The following is a 23,051-nucleotide window of genomic DNA, read 5'->3' on the forward strand; positions in this document are numbered from 1 at the left end:
TCTTCGTCCGAGGGACAGCTTGGCACCTTCCTCTCCCCCGTCGATCGGGGGAGAGGAAAGGACTTCGCCGCCGCCGCTCTACGCCAGCTTCGCCAGCAGCTTCATGAAGGTGGCGATTTCCTTGTTCGTGAGCGGCGCCAGCGTTTCCTGTGTGATTTCCCGGGCAAGCGGGATCAGCCGCTCGATCGCGTCGCGACCCTCGGCCGTCAGATTGACCAGCAGCCGCCTTTTGTCGACCTCATGCCGGGACAGCTCGACCAGGCCACGCGCCTTCAGCCGGTCGATGACGCCCTTCACCGTCGCGGCATCCATGGCGATCAACGTGCCAAGCTGGTTCTGCGAGGTCTCGCCGACATCGCGCAGCTTGGCCAGTGCGGCGAATTGCGGCGGCGTCAGATCGGCGATACGGGCGGCGAAGATCGAGACATGGCGCTGGTGCGCCTTGCGCAGGATGAAGCCGACCTGTTCCTGCAGGAGGTAGTCGTGATCGTCGGCCTCTTCGGCCTCGACCAGCTTGAGCAGGTTGTCCTCGCCGCTCACCGCAGCCCGTCCCAGGCTTTTATGTCATCCGCAGCGAGGCCACCCATGCGGTTGTGGACGCGCGGGCCGCAGGTCATGGCAAGGCAGAACAGGATCTCGTCAGGACGCGGGCCGTCGCTGATGCCGACCTCCATGGCGTCGAAATGGCTGCGCACATAGGCGGCGTTGATGTGGCCGAGCGGCACGTCGAGCTTTGATCCGAAGGCGCCGACCTTCTTGGCCGAGGGCACGATCGCCTTGGCATCGCCCAGCCGCTCGCGCATCGCGTAACCGCCGGGTACATGCCACAGCGCGCCGTGTTCCAGCTCGCCTGCGCTGCCGACAATGGCGCCCTTGCCGTAGCCGTCGATCTGTTTCACGTCGCCGCCGAGCGCCGCGATCAGCCGGTCGGCAAGCAGCAGGCCGAGCGGCTTCAGATGGTCCATGGCGCTCTGCAGCTCCTCGACATAGCGCCCGGCGAAAGGGTTCTTGACCACCGCCATGGCAGCGGCGCGCCGGCGCGGCACCGCAGCGACCGGTCCGCCGTCGTGAAAAATCTCTTCGCTCAGCACCGCGATCTTGCGGATCGGAAACTCAGGCATGGGCAACTTCCTCCGGTTCATGCTTGTTGGGCGGGCCGAGTGCAACGGAGCCACTGATGCGGGCCTCCCCGCCGAGAAACAGCGCCGATGCGGCAATCAGGCCGCGCCGGCGAAAATCTTCGGCGACGGCGAGGCCATTGTCCAGCGCCCGCGCCACCTCGCCAGAGGCAAGCGTGCCGACGCCTTGTGTCACCAGCCGTGCGCCAAGATCGCTGTCGGGCGATAGGTCGCTTGCGGGAGTGCGCCTGATCGCGGGATTGCCGGGCAGGTCGACGGCGTTGGCGATAAGCGTCGCCGCCGCATCTGCCTCGGCGCCGGTGCGCGCGAGCACGGTGACGGCATCGGCAATGCCAAGCGAGAAGGAGCGGCCACGCCAGCCGCTGCTTGCGACACCACGCACCCCATCTTGCGCGCGGATCGTGATCCGGTCGGCCATGCCGTTGCCGGTCCCGGCGACCGCCAAGCCAATCGACGTGGCCTTGTCGAGATGGAGGGCACTGTCGCCGCCATTGTTGACATAGGCGCGGTCGAGCTTGCGGCCGGCAAGCAACGCGGCAAGCATTTCGTCGGCTACCGATCCGGCGACGGCGGCCATCGGCGTGATGAAGCATTCCGCCAGGGGCATGACGGCTGCTTCCATGCGGCGCGCCGTCGGGCCGGTGAAGGTTCGCGGCGCCAAGAAAAATGCCGGGAGGCGCAGTTCGGGAAGCTCCTCGACCAACTCGATCAGGATCGTCTGGAAGCGCGCGACGGCTTGGGCATAGGCGGCGCGACACTCGTCAGCCTCGCCAAAGGCCTCGACGATCAGGTCGATCGGCCCATGGTTGAGATGCAGCCGCTTGCCATCCTGCAGCCAATGCGCTTGCGGGCCTTCCATCAGCCGGCCCCATCCGAGCCCGCGCGGCGCAACTGCGCCAGCGGCGGCCATGGATTGCTGGCCAGGGCACCCGTGCCGCGCCGGGGATTGAGGTACTCCCCGCCCTTGGCGACAATATCCGCGACGCTGCGGATTTCGGCCTCGTAGCCGCCAAGCCTGACATAGTCGTCGCGACGCAGCGTGAACTCGATCGGCGCCACCAGCGCCGGCGTCGGCACATAACCGAAAGCGCCTGGTGGAACCCTGGTGACATCGACCATCAGCGTGATGCCGCCGCCCGGCCAGACATAGACCGGCGCGCCGCCGACGGTGACGTAGGTTTTCAGGCCTTGCACGGAACGGGTGAGATTGACCGGGTTTTCGGTGACGCCGGCACGCAGTGAGCCGCCGGCGCCGCCGATGAACAGCACGGTGCACAAAGCCGGCTCGCAATTGTCCTCGATCAGGTTGACCGATTTTTGCAGCCGCTCCGGAAACGGTTTTTCGACCGGTTTCAAGTCGTCGTCGAGCTCGTAATAGGCGAACTGCTCGCCGGTGGTCGAAACCATCAGCAGCGACAGGCCCGGCCGCGCGCCCTTCTTGGCGTTCCATTCGCCGAGGATCGACAGCGGATCTGAAATGCTGGTGCCACCCCAGCCGAGGCCGGGCTCGGAGACCTTGAAATAGCGGCCCGGCGTCGAGCGGCGGCCGACGATCTTGATACCGGTATCCTGCCAGCCCAGCACCTTGCCGGCCTGGTGTTCGGAAACGACGCCGGTAATGTGGTCGTCGACCACCACCACCTCGTCGACCAGCCCGCGCCATTGCGTGGCGAACATGCCGATGGTGGCCGAGCCGCAGCCGACGCGCATGCGATGTTCCTGCTTGCCGTCGATGACGGGTGGTTTGCCGGCTTCGACAATGACCGTGGCGCCGCCGTCGATGGTGAGTTCCACCGGTTTGCGGTTGCACAGGTTGAGCAGCGCATCGCAGGTGGCGCGGCCTTCCGCCTTGGAGCCGCCGGTCAGATGATGCACGCCGCCCAGCGACAGCATCTGCGAGCCATATTCTCCCGTCGTGACATGGCCGATGGCTTCGCCCTCAGCCCGCACAACAGCTGTTTCGGGTCCGATATGACGGTCGGTATCGATCTTCACCTTGACGCCGCAATAGGAGAAGATGCCTTCGGTCACCACGGTGACGAGATCGACGCCCTCGACTTCCTGGCTGACGATGAAGGGAGCGGGCTTATAGTCGGGATAGGTTGTGCCGGCGCCGATTGCCGTGACGAAGCGGCGGCCGGTGTTGATGAGTTCTCCATCCCACTGCTCGCCCTCGGCGACAAAGGGGACGATGGCGGCCCCGGTCTCGGCCGCATGGTCGAGGATGGTCAGCGGGTCCATGCGCACGATGCGGCCCGCGATATTGCCATAGCGGTCGCAGGCTCCGGTGCGTCCGTCAGCGATGTAGCACATGACGGGACAGGCATCGCAGCGGATCTTTTCCGCCACCAGCTTCTCGCCGGGATCATGGGTTTCGAAACGCTCGGCAAGCTCGCTCATGCGCGTGCCTCCTTCTCGCGGATGGCCGCCAGGATGCGGCTTGGCGTTGCCGGCACCTTGGTGACCAGCACGCCGGTGGCGTGACGAATGGCATTGAGGATCGCCGGCGCCGTCGGGATCAGCACGTGCTCGCCCAGGCCCTTGGCGCCGAACGGCCCTTCGGGATCGGGCACCTCGACAAGGATGGTCTCGATCGGCGGCACGTCGCCGATGGTCGGGATGAGATAGTCATGCAAATTCTCGGTGCGGCCGGGGATGTATTCTTCCATCAGTGCCATGCCGATGCCTTGCGCGATACCGCCCTCGATCTGGCCCTCGACCAGCAGCGGGTTGATCGCCTTGCCGACGTCGTGCGCGGCGATGATCCTGATCAGCGTGACCGTGCCGAGCCTGAGGTCGACCTCAAGTTCGGCGATCTGCGCGCCATAGCCATAGACCGCATAGGGTTTGCCCTGGCCCTTGGCATCGAGCGGCAGCGTCGGCGGGTCGTATGTCTCCTCGGCGTGGAAGACGAAACCGTGCGCATCCACGTCGAGTAAGCCAACATCGATGCTTCGTGTCGCCTCGCCTTCGCGGATGACGATCGCCGGGCCATCCAGTTCAAGCGAAGCCTTGTCCGAGACATTGGCAAAGCGCAGGATCTTTTCGCGCAGGGCGCGTCCTGCCTTCTCGGCCGCCTTGCCGGTGACGAAGGTCTGGCGCGAGGCCGAGGTCTTGCCAGCATCGGGACTGATCGCCGTATCGGCGCTCTTCAGCCGGAATTTTTCCAGCGGCAGGCCGAGCGCGTCGGCGCAGATCTGCGTGATGACGGTGTTGGACCCTTGACCGATATCGACCGCACCCTGGTGCAGGATGACCGCGCCGTCAGCCGCGATGCCGACCCGGATGGTCGACGGATTGGGCAGCGAGGTGTTGCCGCAGCCATACCAGCACGAAGCGACGCCGACGCCGCGTTTTCTGTCTAGGTTGGCGCTGTTGAAAGCGTCGGCATCGGCTGTCGCCCGCGCCCAATGCGGTCGCAACGCTTCGAGGCATTCGGCGATGCCAACTCCGGACTCCAGGACCTGCCCGGTAACCGTTTCGGATCCGTTCCGAAGGCAGTTCTTCAGCCGGAAATCGAGCCGATCGATACCGAGTTTGCCGGCGAGCTCGTCATAGAGCGTCTCTTGCATGATCGTCGCCTGAGGCACACCGAAGCCACGGAAGGCGCCGGCAATCGGCCCATTTGTGTGGATGGCGCGGCCCTCGGCGCGGTAATTCGGCGTGAAATAAGGACCGGAGGCATGCACCGGCACGCGGTTGGCGACCGTCGGCCCCCAGCTCGCATAGGCGCCGGTGTTGAAATCGCCTTCGAAGATCATACCGGTGACATGGCCCTCGGCATCCGCGCCGACGGAGGCCTTCATCCGCGCCGGATGGCGCTTGGTGGTCGACATCATGGATTCGTTGCGGGTGTAGGCGAGGGCCGCTGGCCGCCCGGTCTTCAGCGCGACAAGGCCGATCAGCGGCTGCAGGGAAACGTCGAGCTTGGAGCCAAAGCCACCGCCGGTCGCGGTCGGCACGATGCGCACCTTGTCGACGGCAAGGCCGAGCACTTTCGCCGTGTCGTCACGATCCATGTAAGGCGCCTGCGTACAGGCGACGACGACGAGCGTGTCGCCGTCGAGATATGCATAGCCGGCTTCCGGCTCGATATAGGCGTGCTCGACATAGGAGGTGTCGATCGCATCGCTCGCGATGAACGCCGCATCGGCAAGTGCCGACTCGGGATCACCACGTTCGACGAAGCCCTTGGTCAGCAAATTGGCCGGTCGGTTTTCATGGATCAGCGCCGCACCTTCGGCCTGCGCATCACCGGGCTGGAGAACATGCGGCAGTTCGATCCAGCGGACAGGGAAATCCGACAGATCGAGATCGAGGATCGCCTCGCGTTCGCCGGCGACCAGCGCGACAGCCTCGCCGCGAAGCCGGGCAAAGCCCTCGGCCAACGCCGGCTGGTCGGCGAACGGGCCGATAACGCCGAAACAGTTTTTTCCCGGGATATCGGCTGCCGTGAAAACACCCTTGATACCGGGATGGCTGCTTGCCCAGCCATCGATGTCGCCGAAGGCGAAGCCGGCATGATGATGCGGCGAGCGGATCACCAGCACCGCAAGCGCATCGGCCGGAAAGGAATCGCCGCCGAATTTCTCGGCACCGGTCACCTTTGGCACACCGTCGAGCCTGACCGGCGACGCGCCGATGGCCTGGCCGGACCGAGGCAGACGGAAGTCCAGGCTCGCGGTCTGGAGGGAAGCCTCCATCACCGCGGTGATGATCTTGCGGTAGCCGGTGCAGCGGCAGAGGATGCCGCCCAACGCATCCTGTACCTCGGTCTCGGTCGGCCTGGGTTTCGTGTCCAGCAGCGCTGACGCCGCGACCAGCAGCGCCGGCGTGCAGATGCCGCATTGCGCGGCGCCATGCGCCAGAAACGAGGCTTGCAGCGCCGACAGGCGCCCATTGGCGAGGCCCTCGACCGTCGTCACCATAGTGCCGGAAGCGGAGGCCGCCGACATCAGGCAGGCGCAGACGGGAGCGCCGTCGACCAACACCGTGCAGGCGCCGCAGTCGCCGGCGTCGCAGCCGACCTTTGTTCCGGTCAGCCGCAATTCGTCACGCAGCACCGAGGACAGCCGGCGCAGCGGTGGCACGTTGACCGAGACGGCGGCGCCATTGACCGCGAAGGCGATATCGGCGCGTTCCATGCTCATGCGGCCACCTTGTCGTCCGTGGGCTTGCCCGCGGCCTCAAGGGCGGCGCGCGCAACGATTTCGCGCACCGCGTCGAGCCTGTATTCGGCGCTGCCGCGCACGTCGGCGATCGGCTGCAGCTCAGCCATCGGCGCAGACCTGACCGCGGCAACAAGCCCGGCGTCCAGGGGAAGCCCGCGCAGCGCCGCCTCGACACCGGCAAGCCGCCTCGCCACGGCGGAACACGAGCCGACGGCGACGGCCGCCTGCGCGACGGTGCCATTCTCGGCAACCAGACGCACCGCCACCATGGCAATGGAAATAACGAGATAGCGCCGCGCCCCGAGCTTGACGAAGGCCGATGTGCCGGCGGGCTTCGGCACGTGGATGGCCGTCAGCATCTCGCCAGGCCGCAAGGCCGTACGGCGATTGCCGAGGATGAACGCCGACAAGGGCAGACGGCGCGTCGCCGCCGCCGAGCGCAGCTCGACCTCGGCATCAAGGACCAGCAGCCCCGGCACACCGTCGGCGGCCGGCGAGGCGTTGCAGAGATTGCCGGCGACCGAGGCGACGTTCTGGATTTGTGGTGAACCCACTTCCCGCGCGGCCTGTTTCAGCGCCTCGAAGGCCGGTGGCAAGGGATGGCGGATGATGTCGGTCCATGTCGTGCGCGCGCCGATGATCCAGTGGCTGCCGGTCTCGGCGATGCCGCGCAGCGCTGTCAGGCCGTTGATGTCGAGGACATTGTCACGAAATGGTTTGCTGCCCTGCACCGGATAGAAATCCGTACCGCCCGCAAGGATACGCCAGACGCCCCCGCCAAGCAGCGCGAGCGCTTCGTCGACCGTGGTGGGTTTCGCGTAACGGATCACGCTTTCCTTCCCAATAAGGTGGGCCTTCCCAATAAGGTCGGCTTCCCGATAAGGTGGGGCTTCCCGATAAAATGGGCTTTGCCCGAAACTGGCCCTCCCGAGGCGCTTGCCCAAGGAAAGTCTTTACCGGCTCCGACCGGTAAATTCATTCGTATGCAAATGATATCAAGACGGCGGAAATTGTCAAAGCCAGAGTTTGCGCCGGCATACGTCCGGCTGGCATCGCCACGCATTTGTTATGCCGCTGGAGGTTGACGCGGACCGCCATCTGGTCAAGTTTCTCCTCCAGTCGCGCCAGCGGCTTTTTCTTTCGCCGGGTGCCTCGTTCGGAGCCCGACCCCAGCCTGACAGGAAGGAAGCCCATGGCCGACGAAGCGCTCGTTGTCATCGACCTGCAGAACGACTTTTGCCCGGGCGGCGCGCTGGCCGTTGCCGGCGGCGACGAGATCGTGCCGCTGGTCAATGACATGATCCGGCGAACAGACCATGTCGTGCTGACACAGGACTGGCACCCCGCCGGCCATTCCAGCTTCGCCTCCAGCCATCCGGGGTCGCAGTCCTATTCGACGATCGAGATGCCCTATGGTCCGCAGACGCTGTGGCCGGACCATTGCATCCAGGGCAGTCTCGGCTCGGATTTCCATTCCGGACTTGCCTGGACCAAGGCCGAACTCGTCATCCGCAAAGGCTTTCGCTCCGCCATCGACAGCTATTCCGCCTTCTTCGAGAATGATCACGCGACGCCCACGGGGCTCGCCGGCTATCTGCGGGAGCGCGGCATCGACACACTGACCCTGGTCGGCCTGGCGACGGATTTCTGCGTCGCCTTCTCGGCGCTGGATGCGGTCAAACAAGGGTTTAGAACCACGGTCAGGCTCGATGCCTGCCGTGGCATCGATCTCAACGGATCGCTCGAGACAATGCTGGCGAAGATGCGCGATGCCGGCGTGACGCTCGAAGATCGCACTTCGGGCTGACTCGTGGGGGGTAGAAGGGGATACTTGCCGATAGCGACCGGGGCGGGCGGCGCGATCATCGTCGCGATGCTGTTTCCGGCACAGGCCTTCGCGGCCGAAGAGCACGGCCTGCCTGGCGGCGCCATGTCGCTGTGGTGGGCCTTGCCGTTTGCCGGGCTGCTGTTGTCGATCGCGACCGGTCCGCTGCTGTTCCACCATGTCTGGGAACATCACTACGGCAAGATCGCGGCCTTGTGGGCGGCGCTGGTGATCGTGCCGCTCGCGATTGCCTTCGGTGCTCCCGCGGCGACCGAGGCGGTGCTGCACGCGCTGCTCACCGAATACATGTCGTTCATTGTCCTGCTGTTTGCGCTCTACACGATTTCAGGCGGCATCCTGCTTGCCGGCAACATCCACGGCACGCCGCTGGTCAATGCCGGGCTGCTGATCGTCGGGGCGCTGCTGGCCTCGGTGATCGGAACGACCGGCGCCTCGATGATACTGATCCGGCCGATCCTGCGCGCCAACGACAACAGGCCTTTCAATGCCCATGTCGTCATCTTCTTCATTTTCCTTGTGTCCAACATTGGCGGCTCGCTGACGCCGCTCGGCGACCCCCCGCTGTTCGTCGGCTTCCTGCGCGGTGTCGATTTCTTCTGGACGACCACCAACCTCTACCGGGAGACGCTGTTCGTTGGCGTCGTCGTGCTGGCGGCGTTCCTGGCGATCGACCTCATCCTGCACCGGCGCGAGGCCGGCGCACCGAAGATCAAGGATCCGACACCCGATACGAAGGTGCGCCTGCGCGGCCTGGCCAACCTCCCGCTGCTGGCCGGCGTGATCGGGGCCATCCTGCTGTCGGCGGCGTGGAAGCCGGGCGTGAGTTTTTCCGTGTTCGGCGTCGGTCTCGAACTGCAGAACCTGGTCCGCGACGCGATCATCCTCGCGCTGGCCCTGCTATCGCTTCCGCTCTCCTACAAGAGCCACCGCGAGGCGAACGGCTTCAACTGGGGTCCGATCGCGGAAGTGGCCAAACTGTTCGCCGGCATCTTCATCTGCATCGTCCCGGTCGTCGCCATTTTGAGGGCCGGCCACAACGGTGCGCTGGCGCCGCTGGTCGCGCTCGTCACCTCGGCGCAAGGCACGCCCAACGACCTCGCCTATTTCTGGCTGACCGGTGCATTGTCGTCCTTCCTCGACAATGCACCGACCTACCTGGTGTTTTTCGAGCTGGCGGGCGGCGATCCTCGCCACCTGATGACGGAGTTCGCCTCGACGCTTGCCGCAATCTCGGCCGGCGCCGTGTTCATGGGCGCCAACACCTATATCGGCAACGCACCCAACTTCATGGTCTATGCGATTGCCAGACATCGCGGCGTCAAGATGCCGGGCTTCTTTGGGTACATGCTGTGGTCCGGGCTGGTGCTGGTACCGACCTTCTTGGTCGCGGGTTTTCTGTTTTTCGGTTGATCAGCCCACGCCGACATAGCGCCGGACCGCCGAGGGGTCGACGCGCAGGGCCTCGACATCGACCGTCTCGCGGTTGCGGCCGTTTTCGATGAAGCAGACACGATCGGCGACCGACAGCACGGCATCGACCCGCTGCTCGACCAGGATGGTGGAAACATTCATCTCGCGCAGCTTCGACACCGTGTCGCGGATCCTGGCGATCATCGACGGCATCAACCCTTCGGTCGGTTCGTCGAGCAAAAGCACCTGCGGCTCAAGGCAAAGCGCGCGCGCCATGGCCAGCATCTGCTGCTCGCCGCCGGACAAGGTGCCCGAGCGCTGCCGCAGCCGCTGACGCAGCAGCGGGAAGAGGTCGAGAACGTTCTCGCGCGTCGCCTTGCCTTTGCCGCGCGCCATCAGCCCGATCTCGATGTTTTCGGCCACCGTCATCTCGGCGAACAGCCGCCTGCCCTGCGGCACGTAGGCGACACCGGCCTTCGGCACTTCATGCGCCGGCAGGCCGGTCAATTCCTGCCCTGCGAGCCTGATCGAGCCGGCGCGCGCGGGAACCAGGCCCATGATCGCCTTCAGCGTCGTCGTCTTGCCGGCGCCGTTGCGCCCGAACAGGCACAGCACCTCGCCCTTGTTCAGCACCAGGTCGAGCCCATAGAGCACCTGGACCGCGCCATAGAAGCAATCGAGCCCGGAAATCGTCAGCGCTTCGACCGTGCTCGCCTCCGTCATGGCGCCGTTCCCAAATAGGCTTCCTGAACCGCGGCGTTCTCGCGGATCGCCTCGGGCGTGCCCTCGGCCAGGATCCTGCCGGCGTTGAAGACGGTGATGCGATCGGCAAGCTGCATCACGACCGGCATGTTGTGCTCGATCAGCATCACGGTGGCGCTCTTGGCGATGTCGCGCACGAGTTCGATGAAATTGTCGATCTCGCTGTCGGCCAGACCTTGCGTCGGCTCGTCGAGGATCAGCAGGCGCGGTTTCAGCGCCAGGCCCATCGCCACTTCGAGCAATCGTTGATGGCCGTAGGACAATTGCCCGGCCGGCATATGGGTGCGGTCGGCCAGCCCTGTACGTTCAAGCGCAGAGATGACGCCGGCACGCAGCTCAGCCTTCGAGCGGCGATCGCTGAGCGTGAGCTGCACCGGCAGCGCGACATTGTCATAGACGCTGAGGTTGGCAAAGACGCTGGTGATCTGGAAGGTGTAGGCGATGCCCCGGCGGACCCTGGCATAGGTCGGCAGGCCGGTGATGTCGGCACCGTCGAAGACGATCGCTCCCGAAGACGGCTGGATGCGGCCGCTGATCAGACTGACGAAGGTTGTCTTGCCGGCGCCGTTCGGACCGATGACGGCGCGGATCTCGCCCGGCATCAGGGTGAAGTCGACATTGTCGACCGCACGCAGGCCGCCGAAGCTGCGCGACAGGCCCTTGGTGGTCAGCAGCGGCGTCATGGCAGCCATCCAAGCCAGCGCTGGCGGATGGTGCCGAGAATGCCTTTCGGGAAAAACAGCACCAGCAGAATGAGTGCCATGCCAACGATCAGCAGGTAGGCCGACGTGTAGCCGCTGGTGACGTCGATGACATAGTACATGAACAGCGTGCCGATCAGTGGTCCAAGCGTTGTGGCCGCACCGCCGAGCAGCACCCACAGCAGCGGCAGGATCGAATACTGTACCGAGGCGAAACTCGACCCGACATAGCCGAACAGCAGCGCGTAGGCGGCGCCGGACGCCGCACAGATCGTGCCGGAGACGATAACGGCGGCAAGCTTGTTGGAGAAGGTGTCGTAGCCCAGCATCTTCGTGCGTTCCTCATTCTCCCGGATCGCGATCAGCACGCGACCGTATCTGGACCGGACGACGGCAAGCGTGATCAGCAGCACGAGCGAAAACAAGCCGAGCGCCGTCATGTAGCGTACGGTCGGGTTGGTGAGATCGAGCGAGGTGGCGCCGAGATTGAGGACACGCGCCGGCTGCGGCACGACCTGACCCTGATCGCCGCCGGTCCAGGCCGCGAAATAGAGGATGGCCAGATAAAACACCTGCGCGAACATCATGGTGACGATCATGAAGGCCACGCCCGTGGTGCGCAGCGCCAGGAGGCCGATCACCAGCGCCAACGCCGCGCCGCAGGCAATGCCGGCGAGGAACGCCAGAGGCACGCTCCAGCCGAGCTGGATGACGGCAAGGCCGGCGCCGTAAAGCCCGGCGCCGAAGAACATCGCATGGCCAAGGCTGAGCAGGCCGACATAGCCGAACAGCATGTTGTAGCCCATGGCGAAGACCGCCAGCACCATGATGCGGGCGAGCAGGCCGTGGTAATAGCCAGGCAAGAGGAAGCTCAGCATGAAGAGCAGGGCAATCACGCCGAGATGCAGCGCATAGGCCTTTGCCGGCGAAGCTTCGCTCATCGCGATGCCGTCCCGAACAGGCCTTGCGGCCGGAACACCAGCACCATGGCGACCAGCAGCGTGGCGATGATCTTGGCCAGCGTCGGCGAGAAGAACATCGAAATGATGCCGTCGGAGAGGCCGATCAGCACGGCGGCGACGACCGTGCCGCGCAACGAGCCGAGGCCGCCGATGATGACGACGATGAAGGACAAGAGCAGCGGATCCTGCCCCATCAGATAGTGCGCCTGGCTGATCGGCACGATCAGCACCGCGGCGATCGCCGCCAGCATGGCGCCGAGCGCGAAAACGCCGCCATAGACGCGGCCGACCGGGATGCCGAAGGCCTGCGCCGTCTCGCTGTCATACTGCGTGGCACGCATGATGAGGCCGATCCTGGTGCGCGTCAGCACCAGCCATGTCGCGATCAGCAGAAGAGCGGATGCGGCGATGATAGACAGCTTGTAGCCGGAATAGCCGAACCACGGCAGAAGGATGCGATAGCTGAACGGCGGCTCCACGGGCCGCGCTTCGGGGCCATAGAAGGTCAGCGCCAGCTGCTGGATGATGTAGAGCATGCCGATGGTGGCGACGATGGTGGCTTCCGGATTGTAGTTGAGCCGGCTCAGCACCAGCCGTTCGGCGACCAGCGCGATGGCGCCGACGATCAGCGGCGCGATCACCAGCGCCGCCAGGAAGCCAAGAGCCGGATGGCCGCCAATTGCCGATGTGATCGCCCAGGCAAGCACGGCGCCCAGCATGAAGAACTCGCCATGGGCGACGTTGACGACACGCATGACGCCGAACACCAGCGACAAGCCCAGCGCCGTCAACGCCAGCACGGCCGAGGTGACGAGGCCTTCAAGGGTTGCGAGGAGAAGGTGGGGTCCAAAGTGCATTTGTTATGCACCAACGGATGCGCGAGGCACCCCCCTCTGCCCTGCCGGGCATCTCCCCCGCAAGGGGGGAGATTGGATGTCCTCGCTGGTTTCGCCAATCATCAACGCGGGCAGATGGGCGCTGCCATACGAACTGCCGATCTCCCCCCTTGCGGGGGAGATGGCCGGCAGGCCAGAGGGGGGTGCCTTGGCGCTCACGCTTGCTAGATGGCCAAGTTCACAGCGCCTGCGTCGTGTAATCCCCTTCGGCCTCGTAAAGGCCATCCTCGATCTTGGTCTTGTGCACGACTTTCAGCTTGCCGCCCTCGACCTTGGAGATGTTCTGGATGCCAAAGCACTGGTGGATCTTGCCATTGAAGGTTTTTGGCCCCTGCGGATGCTCCGGGCCTTCGGCGAATTCCTTCAGCGCCTCGGTCGCCTCGACCAGCTTGGCGCGGTCTTCCGGCCCCTTGTAGCCGGCGTCTTCCATCGCCTTCTTGACGACGTAGAGCGTTTCCCAGCAGCCGAACATGTGCGCGGCGGTGGAGACATCCTTGGCGTCGCCGACGGCGGCGCCATTGTCGTCGATTCCGACAGCGGCCCGATAGGCTTTCTGCGCTTCGGTGTCGTCGGGCTGGGCGTAGCGCGGCGAGCCTTCCCAGAAATGGCTGCCGTCGAGGAATTCGAGGCCGGGGCTGTTGATGTCCACGGCTTCCAGCGAATCGATGAAGCCGAAGAGTTGCGGCCGGTTGGAACCGTAGAACTCGCCGAGTTCCTTGACGAAGGTGAGCACCGCCGGGCCGACCATGACGTGGTAGATCACCTCGGTCTCGGGCGGGATTTGCGGGAAGTATTTGGTGAAGGACGATTCCGTCGGCGGAATGGCGATCTGCGCGATCACCTCGGCGCCTTGCGCCTTCAGCGCCGGCGGCAGGTAGTCGCGATGGTCGTAGCCGAAGGCGAAATCGGGGAATATCTGCGTCACCTTCTTGCCGGCATTGGCCGCGATCCATGGCGCCATCGACTGGATCTGGCTCTTCACGTCGGTGATGCCGGGCTGGAAGACATAGCGGTTGAGCTTGGTCGAGGCGACGTGGTGACCTTCGCTGACGACGAAGTAGGGCATCTTGTTTTCGCCGGCGGCAGGCGCCGATCCGATGACGACATGCGAGAACAGCGTACCGAAGACGATGTCGGTCTTGTGCTGGGTGGCGAACTTGCCGACCACTTCGGCGCCGCGGCCGGGATCGGTGCCATCATCCTCGATGATCACCTCGACCTGGCGGCCATTGATGCCGCCGGCGGCATTGATCGCCTTGATCGCGGCGGCGGTCGTCTTCTCGTACCAGCGGCCATAGGCGGCGCCAATGCCGGTGCGGTGCGACTGGAAGCCGATCTTGATCGGCGCCGAACTCTGTGCCTGGGAGTAGCGGACGAAGCCGGGCGCCATGGCGAGGCCAGCGCCGGCGGCGAGGCCCTTCAGCGTGGTACGGCGGGTGAGTGCGGTTTTGGAGAGATCGAAAAATCCGTTCTTGTCAGTCACGTTCGTTCCCCTGTTTTTGTGTTTTGACCAACGATAAGGCGGCTCGAACATCCTCGGCAAGAGGATGCAAAATTGCATGTGTACAAACTAAATCACCAAAGGCTTGGCCTGGCAAGCGAGCTTTCCGTCGGGGCATGGCTCACAGGAGATGGCTTGTCTCATCCGACTGTCGGCGTGGCAAGCAGCCAGAGACCGAAAATGGTGTAAGCGATCATCAACACGGTGAGCGGAAACTGACTGAGCGCGGCGCGGGCAGGCTGGGGATGCAGGCGCCAGGCAAAGCCGTGCGCGACGAGGACAGCGAGCACATGGCCAAGGATGATGGCGCCCGCCTGGACATTCCACAGCCACCATGCCGATGCCGCACCGGCGACGATGCCGGCCTCGACCTGCATGTCGGCGGTGCCGAACAGGTTCCAGCCAAGCGCGAAGGGATCGGACAGGGAGGCCAGCGCATATTGGCCGTCGACCAGCAGCGCCGTCAGATAATGCGCGACATGGTAGGCGAGCGCGATCGGCACGATCGACCACACCAGCATGCCGGCTGCCTGGGCGAAAGGCTGGCCGCCGCGGGCAAGACGCTGGCCGAGGACGACGGCAAGCAGGAACACCGCCGCGAGCAGCACGAAGGTCATAACGAGCCCAAGCGTGCCGCTGCCGATCACGGCCGTGCGGCCCGGAAATTCGAGCGGATTGATGCCGAACAGGCCGAGCCAGGAGAAGGTCTTCGACAGGCCGTCGAAGGAGACCGAGGACAAAGCGAGCAGCAGGAAGGCGATGCCGCTGGCGGGCAGCTGCTGGGCCCGGAGCAGTTTGGCGCCCGGCCAGCACAGCGCAAGTCGGCCTTTGTCGCCGCGCTCGATCGGCGCGAAGCGCGCCACCACCGAAAAGAAGATGCCGAGGAATTCACCGCTTCGACCCCATCTGTCGTAGCCGAACACCAGCATCGCCACCAAGGTGAACAGCCAGTAGAGGCCGGCGGCGAAGGCCAGCCGCGCCGGATCGTCAGGAGCGGGATAGACGAGTTCGAACCAGGCGAAGGCAAAAAACAGCATGACAGCCGGCCAGCAGCCGAGCCATTGCGGAAGTTGCCTGACGCCGTCATCGCTTCCGCCGGTCAGCCGCGACAGCAGCCGCCACGGGCCGTACCAGGGGTTGAGCCACGACCAGAGATCGCCGAACACGCCTTGCAGCAGTGTCAGGCCGGCCCATAGCAGCGTCCACACCACCAGTGGCAGCGGGTTGGAGAGCGGGTCGCGGCTGCCTATGAAGCCGGCGGCGAGGAGAATTGCAAAGCCGGCAAAGGAGATCAAGCTGATGGCGGCGCGGACGCTGTCGCCGAAGGCGAATAGCGGCAGGCGTCGGCGCCAGAAACGGTCGAGGGTGTCGGGCGGCAGCAATGCCAAGACAAGGAAACTGGCGGCCACGACGAAAGCGCCGCCGGCGAGATAATAGCCGGTAGGAAGGAGCAGGACGTGGCCGCGGTCGGAGGCATGGGCGAAGGCGAGAGTGGGGGAGACGAGCCACAAGGCCGAGAACCATAAGGCGAACGGCAGACGGAGGCGTTCTACGACGAAACTCGAACTGTCCAAGGGTCCGCCCACCCTCAAACCTTGACCAGTTGCTCCACGCGATCCTTTTGCCCAAAAATCCTCAAATACCGCTCGATCTCCTTGAGATCGCCGGTCGCCTTGGCCGGGTTGTCGGAGAGCTTGACCGCCGGCCGGCCATTGGCCTCGGTGACCTTGCAGACCAACGATATGGCGTCGAGGCTGTTGGTCTCGGTCGGCGCGCAGCCTTCGAAGTCGTTGGTCAGGTTGGTGCCCCAGCCGAAGGACATGCGCACCTTGCCCTTGAAATGACGGTAGGTCTCCTCGATGGTCTCGACCTCAAGCCCGTCGGAGAAGATCAGCAGCTTCTGCCTGGGGTCCTTGCCCTTCTCGCGCCACCAGTCGATGATTTTTTCGCCACCTTCGATCGGCGGCGCGCTGTCGGGGCGGAAGCCGGTCCAGTCGGCGACCCAGTCCGGCGCGTCGCGCAGGAACGAGGCGGTGCCGAAAGCATCGGGCAGCACGATCAAGAGGTTGCCGCCATAGTAGCGCTGCCAGTCCTGCAACACCTTGTAGGGGGTCTGTTTCAGCTCCTTCTCTGAATTGGCAAGGGCGGCAAACACCATCGGCAGTTCATGCGCGTTGGTGCCCAGCGCTTCGAGATCATTGTCCATGGCCAGCAGCACATTGGAGGTGCCGGTGAAAGCTTCGCCGATGCCTTCCTTGAGCGCCTCGACGCACCAGCGCTGCCACAGGAAGGAATGGCGCCGGCGGGTACCGAAATCCGAGATGCGGATGCCGGGCAGCGCCTTCAGCCGTTCGGTCTTGGCCCACATCTTGGCCTTGGCGCGGGCATAGAGCACGTCGAGCGTAAAAGGCCCGAACGATCGCAAAGCGGCACGCGAACGCAATTCATTGATGATGGCGAGCGCGGGGATCTCCCAAAGCGTGGTGTACATCCAGGGGCCGGAGAAAGAGAGCTCGTACTGGCCGTCACGCTTGGAAAGCTCATAGTCGGGCAGCCGGAAGCCTTCCAGCCAGGCGAGGAATTCCGGCTCGAAAATCTGCTTGCGGCCGTAGAAATTGTTGCCGGCCAGCCAGATCATTTCCTTCTTGGAGAAGCGCAAGGTGCGGGCATGGTCGAGTTGTTCGCGCAGCTCGCCTTCATCGATCTCGTCGGCGAGGCGGACCGAAGTCGTCCGATTGATCAGCGAGAAGGTGGTGTCGACCTTGGGGTACATGCCCCAAATCATCTGCAGCATCAAAAGCTTGTAGAAATCCGTATCGAGCAGGCTGCGCACGATCGGGTCGAGCTTCCAGGTGTGGTTATAGACACGCCGCGCAATATCGGTCTTTGCCATGCTTGCTGCCGCCTTCGCTGCCTGCCACCCACAATCGCGACAGGCCTCATAGCATCGAATTGGCAAAAACGCTGCCCGCTTTCAGGCTGGCCCGACAAAAAGAAAGCCCTGCATGCGGCTATGTGGGTTTGCCGCCCATCACCTTGAGCGCGGGACGTTTGCGGCGGGTGACGAGGCGGCCCGCAACCGGGGCGTCGGCGCGGCCGTCATCCCCGGCCTTCTCGGCAAACAGCCAGTCGATGAACACCTGCACGATCGGCGTCCCCCGCATTTCGTTGCGGCAAACGACATAGAAATCGTCGACCGCCGGCACCGACAGGCTGAACGGCGCGACCAGCATGCCCCTGGCCAGCAGCGCGCTTGCCGTCACCGAGTCGCCCAGCGCCACGCCATGGCCATGGACGGCGGCTTCCGCCGTCATGCGTGCATCGCCGAGATGATGACGCCGGCCGCGCTCCAGGTCCAGCGCGTCGGCGGCGGCCAGCCAGGTGTGCCACTCGCGGCCATCGTCGCCATGCAGCAAGACATGGTCGGCGAGGTCGCGAACATTGCGGATCGGCCGGTTGTTGATCAGCGTCGGGCTGACCACCGGGAACAGCTCCAGGCCCGACCATTTGCGCATCCAGCAGTCGGTCCAGCTGCCATCGCCATAGTGCACGCAGACATCGATATGCGGCGCCCGGCTATCCCTGGGATCGTTGGAGGGAATGAGCGTCAGCTGGATGTCGGGATATTGCGCGGTGAAGCTGCCCAGCCTCGGCGTTATCCACAAGAGCAGCAACGCAGGCACGCAGGACACCGACAGCGCGCCGCTGCTTGCCGGCCGCGTCAGCCGTTGGGTGGCGGCGGCGATGCCGTCGAAGGCGACCGATACCGCCGGCAAAAGTTCGGCGCCATGCGGGGTCAGCTTGACCCGCTGGCCGACGCGCTCGAACAGCTTGACGCCAAGCGATTGCTCCAGCGCCTTGATCTGGTGGCTGACGGCGCCGTGCGTGACATTCAGTTCGTTCGCCGCCTTGGTCAGCGAGGCATGGCGGGCCGTGGCCTCGAAGGCGCGCAGCGGGTTGAGTGGTGGCAGGCGCTTGGCCATGGATGCTCGGCTTTACTGTGAGATTTTCTCACAGGAAACACCCTAACAATATCAATTGCTTTTTCAAAGCGGCTGCCGGACACTTTGATCCGGAGCAACATCAAGACGTGAAATCTGCAGACTGCCAGCGGGACAACGGCCCGGCCGGATGACGGTCGGTTCGCCCGAAATCACCGCCGGCACCACTGCATCAGCCGAGGAGAAGCGGATATGGGATACGATCGCGGCAAGCTCGATGCGCTGCGTCGCAAATATGGCGAGAGCCATGGCGGCGAGATGTTCGACCCGAAATTCCGCAAGGTCGCCGACAAGATCTTTTCCAAGAGCGGCACGCGGCTGGCGCCCTATTCCGGCATCCCGACTTTCCTCACCGCGCCCTACCGCGAAATCGCAGCGGACAATCCGGATTTCGGCGACCTGCAGGTGGCGATAACAGGCGTGCCGATGGATCTCGGCGTCACCAACCGGCCGGGCTCGCGCTTCGGGCCGCGCGCCTTGCGAGCGATCGAGCGCATCGGCCCCTACAATCATGTGCTGGAATGCGCGCCGACGCATGAACTCAGGGTCGCCGACATCGGCGACGTTCCGTTCCAGAGCCGCTACCGGCTGGAGACCAGCCATGAGGATATCGAGCGGCGCATCAACCAGATCGTCGACGCCGGGGTCATCCCGTTGTCGGTCGGCGGCGACCATTCGATCACCCACCCGATCCTGAAGGCGGTCGGCAAGAAGGCGCCGGTCGGCCTGATCCACATCGACGCCCATTGCGACACCAGCGGCCTGTTCGACCTGACCAAATTCCACCATGGGGGCCCGTTCCGCAACGCGGTGCTGGACGGCGTGCTCGATCCGACGCGCACCATCCAGATCGGCATCCGCGGCTCGGCCGAATATCTGTGGGAATTCACCTACGAGTCCGGGATGACCGTGGTCCATGCCGAGGAAGTGACCGGTCTCGGCATTCCCGCCATCATCGAGAAGGCGCGCAGAATAGTCGGTGACGGCCCGACCTATGTGTCCTTCGACATCGACAGCGTCGATCCCGCCTTCGCACCGGGCACCGGCACGCCGGAAGTCGGCGGGCTGACGACGCGCGAAGTGCTCGAACTGCTGCGCGGCCTCAAGGGTCTCAATATTGTCGGTGGCGATGTCGTCGAGGTGGCGCCGCAATATGACGCCACCACCAACACGGCGCACGCCGGCGCGCAGGTGCTGTTCGAGATCCTGAGCCTGATGGTGTTCAGCCCGGCAGTATCAGGCAAGGGGGCCTGACAGAGAAAGGCGGCCGCCGCACTGGAGCCGGCGGCCGACCCAAACAATCAAAGCGTCCAGAAGGGGAATGACAATGACAATCCACCGCAAATCATCCATCGCCGCCGTTCTGCTCCTGGGGTTAGCCGGCTTCGCCACGCAAGCCGCCAATGCCGACGCGCTGGCCGACATCACCAAGGCCGGCACCATCAATGTCGGCGTCTTCGCCGACTTCCCGCCCTTCTCCTCGGCCAGTGCCGACATGAGCCTCAAGGGCTATGACATGGATGTGGCGCAGTACATCGCCGACACGCTCAAGGTGAAGCTCAACACCGTTGCCGTCACCGGCCAGAACCGCATCCCCTATTTGAACGACCATCGCGTCGACATCCTGATGAGCGTCGGCTACTCGAAAGAGCGCGAGCAGGTCATCGACTTCGCCGCTGCCTACGCGCCCTATTACATCGCGGTGATCGGTCCGGCGGCAATGCCAGTCAAAGGCAAGGAAGATCTCGGCGGCAAGTCGATCGCCGTCAATCGCGGCACGTTGGAAGACGCCTCGCTCACCGAAGCAGCACCGGCCTCGGCGGACATCAAGCGTTTCGACAACTACAATTCAGTGATCCAGGCCTTCATCTCAGGCCAGACCCAATTGATGGTCGTCGGCAACGATGTCGGCGCGCAGGTGCTGGCCAAGCAGGATGCGCTGAAGCCGGAGCAGAAGTTTCAGCTTCTGACCTCGCCTTCGCATATCGGCCTCAACAAGCATGAGGATGCCCTCAAGAAGGCGGTCAACGACGCCATTGCCAAGATGCTGGCCGACGGCAAGCTTGACGAAAGCTCGAAGGCCTGGCTGAAGACGCCGCTCAATCCCGACAACCTCAAGGATTGAGTTGCCGTGGCCTTCGGCTGGCTTCCAGGTGCCGTGGGCGACATCGCGCACGGCGCGGCGACGACGATCCTTTTGATCGCCGTCACCACGCTTGCGGGCACGCTGCTCAGCATCCTCGGTGCCGCCGGGCGGCGAAGCGGCCCCGCGCTGCTGCGCAGGGCCATCGGCTGGTATGTCGAGGTGATGCGCAACACGCCGTTCCTGGTGCAGCTCTTCTTCATCTTCTTCGGCCTGCCGAGCCTCGGCATCAGGCTCGATCCGATCCTGGCCGCCATGCTGGCGATGACGCTCAACATGGCCGCCTACACGATCGAGATCGTCGGCGCCGGCCTTGACGCGGTGCCGCACGGGCAGACGGAAGCGGCCCTGGCGCTTGGGCTGAGGCCGCGCCAGGTGTTCATCAAGATCGTGCTGCCGCAGGCGCTCAAGATCATCTATCCCGCGCTGACCAGCCAGATCGTCATCATGATGCTGGAATCAGCCGTGGTGTCGCAGATCGCGGTGCGCGAGCTGACCTATGAGGCCGACATGCTGCAGGCGCGCACTTTCCGTTCTTTCGAGACGTATTTCGTCGTCACGCTGGTCTATCTCTTGATGTCGATGGCCTTGCGGCGGCTGCTGGTTGCAGGCGGCCGCCGCGCGCTCGGAGCTGGCGTGTCATGATCGAATTCACCCTGTGGGACATTGTGCGCAACCTTCTGCTTGCCGCGCGCTGGACGGTGCTTTTGTCGCTGGCCGCCTTCGTCGGCGGCGCGGTGGTCGGAATGGCGGTGCTGTTCCTGAGGATCGCTAAGAATAAATGGAGCCGGCGCGTTGCCTCCGGCTACATCGCCTTGTTTCAGGGGACGCCGGTCTTGATGCAGCTGTTCCTGATGTTCTTCGGCCTGCCGATGCTTGGCCTGCGCATCGAGCCGTGGACGGCGGCGGTGCTCGGCCTCACCTTCTTCGCCAGCGCCTATCTGGCCGAAATCTGGCGCTCCGGCGTCGATGCGCTGCCATTGGGCCAATGGGATGCCGGCGCCAGCCTCGGCCTGCACTATCTGCAGGAGCTCAGGCTGATCATCCTGCCGCAGGCGTTCGCGATCACCCGCGCGCCGACGGTCGGTTTCCTGGTGCAGCTGATCAAGTCGACCGCGCTGACCTCGATCATCGGCTTCGAGGAGCTGGTGCGAACCTCCAACGCCATCAACAACGCCACCTTCGAGCCGTTCAAGGTCTATGGGCTGGTGGCGCTGATCTTCTTCGCCCTATGCTTTCCGCTGACGCAGTATGCGCGACGGCTCGAGAAGCGGGCTGCGGTGCGCTGAGTCCGACGGCGTGTTGCGCTGGCCAACATCGACGGCGGCCGGAAACTCCCGGTGCCTAGCGTTCGAATGCCTCTTGAAGGTCATTTGATCTGCTGGATGCTCAGCTTTCGACCGAGGAGGACCCTTGCCCCTCGCCGTTTCCAAATCCTCACGGACGAACGCGGATGATCGTCTTCCCAGTGCGTCGCCCGATAGGGTTGAAGGCGGCGACGGCATCGTTGAGGGTCGAAACGTTGCCGATGTTCGTCCGCAGTCGTCCGTCCCGCACCCGCTGGACGATCTCGCTCAGTTGGGCACGATCGGACTCGACAACGAAGTCGACCGCCAGGCCGTCGGCAGGCCGCGCCTCTGTCGATCCGACGACGGACACCAGTGTTCCTCCGGCTCGAATCAGGCCGGCGGACCGCTTCCCGATTGCCCCGCCGATCACATCGAACACGAGAGCGACTTCGCCCACGTCTTCGAGGGCGTCGTTCTCGAGGTCGACGAACTCATTCGCGCCAAAGTCGAGCACCGTCTGACGGTCGGCGGCGCGTCCGGTGCCGATGACGTAGGCGCCCGCCTCTCGTGCAAGTTGCGTCACCATCGACCCGACCGCGCCGGCCGCACCGTGCGCGAGGACGCTCTGCCCCGCCTGAAGGCGGCCATGCTGGAAGAGTCCCTGCCACGCGGTGAGACCCGAGATCGGCAGGCTTGCGCCCACCGTGAAGTCGACGTCGCCCGGCAGCGGCGCGAGGTTGCGTGCTTCCATGGCTACATACTCCGCGAGCGTGCCGTCGCGATGCCAGTCGGCGAGGCCGAATACTCTCTGACCTACCGACAGTCCCGTTGTGCCGTAGCCGAGTGCGACGACAACTCCGGCCAGCTCGTGCCCAAGGATCGACGGTGTTCGGTCAAGGCCGCGGCGATCGGTCCAGGTCGAGGGCCATGCCAGCTCGGTCGGGACGAATCCCGAAGCATGAACCTGAACGACGACATCGTTTATCGCTGGCTGCGGCTCAGGGCGCTCCACCAGCTTCATCCCGGCCGTTCCCGCAGCCTGGTCCGTCACCACAATTGCCTTCATGATAATTCTCCTCGGTCATTTGTCTCTTGGTGGAAACGTTTGCCGCCTGGGAACCGTTCAATATCTCATGCCAGGGCCTTCTCTTAGCGGGCGTCCGTGGGCCGATCTGAAGGCGCCATTGATGAGCCACAAGGTTGGGACGAACGGCGGCGGGTTCGGTGGCC

The 23,051-nt window shown here is 64.5% G+C and carries 21 protein-coding genes; 6 read left to right on the top strand and 15 right to left on the bottom strand.

Translation table 11 applies throughout. The annotated features are described in order from the left end of the window. Nucleotides 1–78 precede the first annotated feature (78 nt). Genes FJ950_RS04190 through FJ950_RS04215 form a run of 6 tightly spaced genes read right to left on the bottom strand, consistent with a single transcriptional unit; the run spans nt 79 to nt 7,140 of the window. Nucleotides 79–540 (bottom strand): MarR family transcriptional regulator, encoded by a 462-nt coding sequence (locus tag FJ950_RS04190; protein ID WP_023781829.1) that lies wholly within the window; start codon nt 538–540, stop codon nt 79–81. Beyond that, nucleotides 537–1,121, bottom strand: coding sequence for an amino acid synthesis family protein (locus tag FJ950_RS04195; RefSeq protein WP_140615254.1), 585 nt, complete (start codon nt 1,119–1,121; stop codon nt 537–539). Before FJ950_RS04195 ends, FJ950_RS04190 begins: the two co-directional genes overlap by 4 nt. Further along, nucleotides 1,114–1,998, bottom strand: coding sequence for a UPF0280 family protein (locus FJ950_RS04200; RefSeq protein ID WP_140615256.1), 885 nt, complete (start codon nt 1,996–1,998; stop codon nt 1,114–1,116). Before FJ950_RS04200 ends, FJ950_RS04195 begins: the two co-directional genes overlap by 8 nt. Next, nucleotides 1,998–3,539: a 6-hydroxynicotinate reductase gene (locus FJ950_RS04205; protein ID WP_140615258.1), complete on the bottom strand. Its 1,542-nt coding sequence runs from the start codon at nt 3,537–3,539 to the stop codon at nt 1,998–2,000. Before FJ950_RS04205 ends, FJ950_RS04200 begins: the two co-directional genes overlap by 1 nt. Beyond that, nucleotides 3,536–6,289, bottom strand: coding sequence for a molybdopterin-dependent oxidoreductase (locus tag FJ950_RS04210; protein ID WP_140615260.1), 2,754 nt, complete (start codon nt 6,287–6,289; stop codon nt 3,536–3,538). Before FJ950_RS04210 ends, FJ950_RS04205 begins: the two co-directional genes overlap by 4 nt. Beyond that, the gene (locus FJ950_RS04215) at nt 6,286–7,140 is read right to left on the bottom strand and encodes a xanthine dehydrogenase family protein subunit M (protein ID WP_140615445.1); all 855 of its coding nucleotides are present in this window, start codon (nt 7,138–7,140) and stop codon (nt 6,286–6,288) included. Before FJ950_RS04215 ends, FJ950_RS04210 begins: the two co-directional genes overlap by 4 nt. 362 nt (nt 7,141–7,502) lie before the next feature. Here FJ950_RS04215 and pncA point away from each other — a divergent pair, with 362 nt between their 5' ends. Both pncA and FJ950_RS04225 read left to right on the top strand, forming a co-directional pair. Beyond that, on the top strand, nt 7,503–8,117 hold the full coding sequence (gene pncA / locus FJ950_RS04220) for a bifunctional nicotinamidase/pyrazinamidase (RefSeq protein ID WP_140615262.1): 615 nt from the start codon (nt 7,503–7,505) through the stop codon (nt 8,115–8,117). A 66-nt stretch (nt 8,118–8,183) separates the two neighbouring features. Continuing rightward, complete coding sequence (locus tag FJ950_RS04225) at nt 8,184–9,566, top strand: sodium:proton antiporter (RefSeq protein WP_181171071.1); 1,383 nt, start codon at nt 8,184–8,186, stop codon at nt 9,564–9,566. Here the strand turns inward: FJ950_RS04225 and FJ950_RS04230 are convergent, their stop codons facing one another. The 8 genes from FJ950_RS04230 to gcvA all read right to left on the bottom strand — a co-directional run bounded on the left by FJ950_RS04230 (nt 9,567) and on the right by gcvA (nt 18,371). Further along, nucleotides 9,567–10,289, bottom strand: coding sequence for an ABC transporter ATP-binding protein (locus FJ950_RS04230; protein ID WP_140615266.1), 723 nt, complete (start codon nt 10,287–10,289; stop codon nt 9,567–9,569). It lies immediately after the preceding gene. Beyond that, nucleotides 10,286–11,011 (bottom strand): ABC transporter ATP-binding protein, encoded by a 726-nt coding sequence (locus FJ950_RS04235; protein ID WP_140615268.1) that lies wholly within the window; start codon nt 11,009–11,011, stop codon nt 10,286–10,288. Before FJ950_RS04235 ends, FJ950_RS04230 begins: the two co-directional genes overlap by 4 nt. Then, nucleotides 11,008–11,970: a branched-chain amino acid ABC transporter permease gene (locus tag FJ950_RS04240; protein ID WP_140615270.1), complete on the bottom strand. Its 963-nt coding sequence runs from the start codon at nt 11,968–11,970 to the stop codon at nt 11,008–11,010. Before FJ950_RS04240 ends, FJ950_RS04235 begins: the two co-directional genes overlap by 4 nt. Beyond that, a complete protein-coding gene (locus tag FJ950_RS04245; protein ID WP_140615272.1) occupies nt 11,967–12,848 on the bottom strand; it encodes a branched-chain amino acid ABC transporter permease in 882 nt (293 codons plus the stop codon). The genes FJ950_RS04240 and FJ950_RS04245 overlap by 4 nt, the downstream gene beginning before the upstream one ends. 217 nt (nt 12,849–13,065) lie before the next feature. Continuing rightward, a complete protein-coding gene (locus FJ950_RS04255; RefSeq protein WP_140615274.1) occupies nt 13,066–14,370 on the bottom strand; it encodes an ABC transporter substrate-binding protein in 1,305 nt (434 codons plus the stop codon). 158 nt (nt 14,371–14,528) lie between these two features. Next, nucleotides 14,529–15,962, bottom strand: coding sequence for a hypothetical protein (locus tag FJ950_RS04260; protein ID WP_140615276.1), 1,434 nt, complete (start codon nt 15,960–15,962; stop codon nt 14,529–14,531). A gap of 14 nt (nt 15,963–15,976) precedes the next feature. Then, nucleotides 15,977–17,281 (bottom strand): nicotinate phosphoribosyltransferase, encoded by a 1,305-nt coding sequence (gene pncB, locus FJ950_RS04265; protein WP_140615278.1) that lies wholly within the window; start codon nt 17,279–17,281, stop codon nt 15,977–15,979. Between the two features lie 118 nt (nt 17,282–17,399). Further along, entirely contained in the window at nt 17,400–18,371 is a 972-nt protein-coding gene (gcvA, locus tag FJ950_RS04270) for a transcriptional regulator GcvA (protein WP_140615280.1), read from the bottom strand. Between the two features lie 210 nt (nt 18,372–18,581). Here gcvA and speB point away from each other — a divergent pair, with 210 nt between their 5' ends. The 4 genes from speB to FJ950_RS04290 all read left to right on the top strand — a co-directional run bounded on the left by speB (nt 18,582) and on the right by FJ950_RS04290 (nt 21,821). Next, nucleotides 18,582–19,643 carry an agmatinase gene (gene speB / locus FJ950_RS04275; RefSeq protein ID WP_015314472.1) on the top strand — a complete coding sequence of 354 codons (1,062 nt, stop codon included), beginning with the start codon at nt 18,582–18,584 and terminating at the stop codon, nt 19,641–19,643. 67 nt (nt 19,644–19,710) lie between these two features. Next, on the top strand, nt 19,711–20,514 hold the full coding sequence (locus FJ950_RS04280) for a transporter substrate-binding domain-containing protein (protein ID WP_181171050.1): 804 nt from the start codon (nt 19,711–19,713) through the stop codon (nt 20,512–20,514). A gap of 6 nt (nt 20,515–20,520) precedes the next feature. Further along, nucleotides 20,521–21,177, top strand: coding sequence for an amino acid ABC transporter permease (locus tag FJ950_RS04285; protein ID WP_140615284.1), 657 nt, complete (start codon nt 20,521–20,523; stop codon nt 21,175–21,177). After that, nucleotides 21,174–21,821: an amino acid ABC transporter permease gene (locus FJ950_RS04290; RefSeq protein WP_140615286.1), complete on the top strand. Its 648-nt coding sequence runs from the start codon at nt 21,174–21,176 to the stop codon at nt 21,819–21,821. Before FJ950_RS04285 ends, FJ950_RS04290 begins: the two co-directional genes overlap by 4 nt. A 148-nt stretch (nt 21,822–21,969) precedes the next feature. On the opposite strand, the gene FJ950_RS04295 is transcribed toward FJ950_RS04290, so the two are convergent. Further along, nucleotides 21,970–22,887: an NADP-dependent oxidoreductase gene (locus tag FJ950_RS04295; protein ID WP_140615287.1), complete on the bottom strand. Its 918-nt coding sequence runs from the start codon at nt 22,885–22,887 to the stop codon at nt 21,970–21,972. Between the last annotated feature and the right edge of the window lie 164 nt (nt 22,888–23,051).

This window comes from Mesorhizobium sp. B2-3-14, assembly GCF_006442175.1.
GTDB classification, from domain to species: Bacteria; Pseudomonadota; Alphaproteobacteria; order Rhizobiales; family Rhizobiaceae; genus Mesorhizobium; species Mesorhizobium australicum.

Coding starts and splice junctions, on each gene's coding strand:
- FJ950_RS04195 (WP_140615254.1), bottom strand. CDS start 1,121: ATGCCTGAGTTTCCGATCCGCAAGATCGCGGTGCTGAGCGAAGAGATT.
- FJ950_RS04210 (WP_140615260.1), bottom strand. CDS start 6,289: ATGAGCATGGAACGCGCCGATATCGCCTTCGCGGTCAATGGCGCCGCC.
- FJ950_RS04225 (WP_181171071.1), top strand. CDS start 8,184: ATGCTGTTTCCGGCACAGGCCTTCGCGGCCGAAGAGCACGGCCTGCCT.
- FJ950_RS04240 (WP_140615270.1), bottom strand. CDS start 11,970: ATGAGCGAAGCTTCGCCGGCAAAGGCCTATGCGCTGCATCTCGGCGTG.
- FJ950_RS04200 (WP_140615256.1), bottom strand. CDS start 1,998: ATGGAAGGCCCGCAAGCGCATTGGCTGCAGGATGGCAAGCGGCTGCAT.
- pncB (WP_140615278.1), bottom strand. CDS start 17,281: ATGGCAAAGACCGATATTGCGCGGCGTGTCTATAACCACACCTGGAAG.
- FJ950_RS04280 (WP_181171050.1), top strand. CDS start 19,711: ATGACAATGACAATCCACCGCAAATCATCCATCGCCGCCGTTCTGCTC.
- FJ950_RS04290 (WP_140615286.1), top strand. CDS start 21,174: ATGATCGAATTCACCCTGTGGGACATTGTGCGCAACCTTCTGCTTGCC.
- speB (WP_015314472.1), top strand. CDS start 18,582: ATGGGATACGATCGCGGCAAGCTCGATGCGCTGCGTCGCAAATATGGC.
- FJ950_RS04205 (WP_140615258.1), bottom strand. CDS start 3,539: ATGAGCGAGCTTGCCGAGCGTTTCGAAACCCATGATCCCGGCGAGAAG.
- FJ950_RS04245 (WP_140615272.1), bottom strand. CDS start 12,848: ATGCACTTTGGACCCCACCTTCTCCTCGCAACCCTTGAAGGCCTCGTC.
- FJ950_RS04230 (WP_140615266.1), bottom strand. CDS start 10,289: ATGACGGAGGCGAGCACGGTCGAAGCGCTGACGATTTCCGGGCTCGAT.
- gcvA (WP_140615280.1), bottom strand. CDS start 18,371: ATGGCCAAGCGCCTGCCACCACTCAACCCGCTGCGCGCCTTCGAGGCC.
- FJ950_RS04235 (WP_140615268.1), bottom strand. CDS start 11,011: ATGACGCCGCTGCTGACCACCAAGGGCCTGTCGCGCAGCTTCGGCGGC.
- FJ950_RS04295 (WP_140615287.1), bottom strand. CDS start 22,887: ATGAAGGCAATTGTGGTGACGGACCAGGCTGCGGGAACGGCCGGGATG.
- pncA (WP_140615262.1), top strand. CDS start 7,503: ATGGCCGACGAAGCGCTCGTTGTCATCGACCTGCAGAACGACTTTTGC.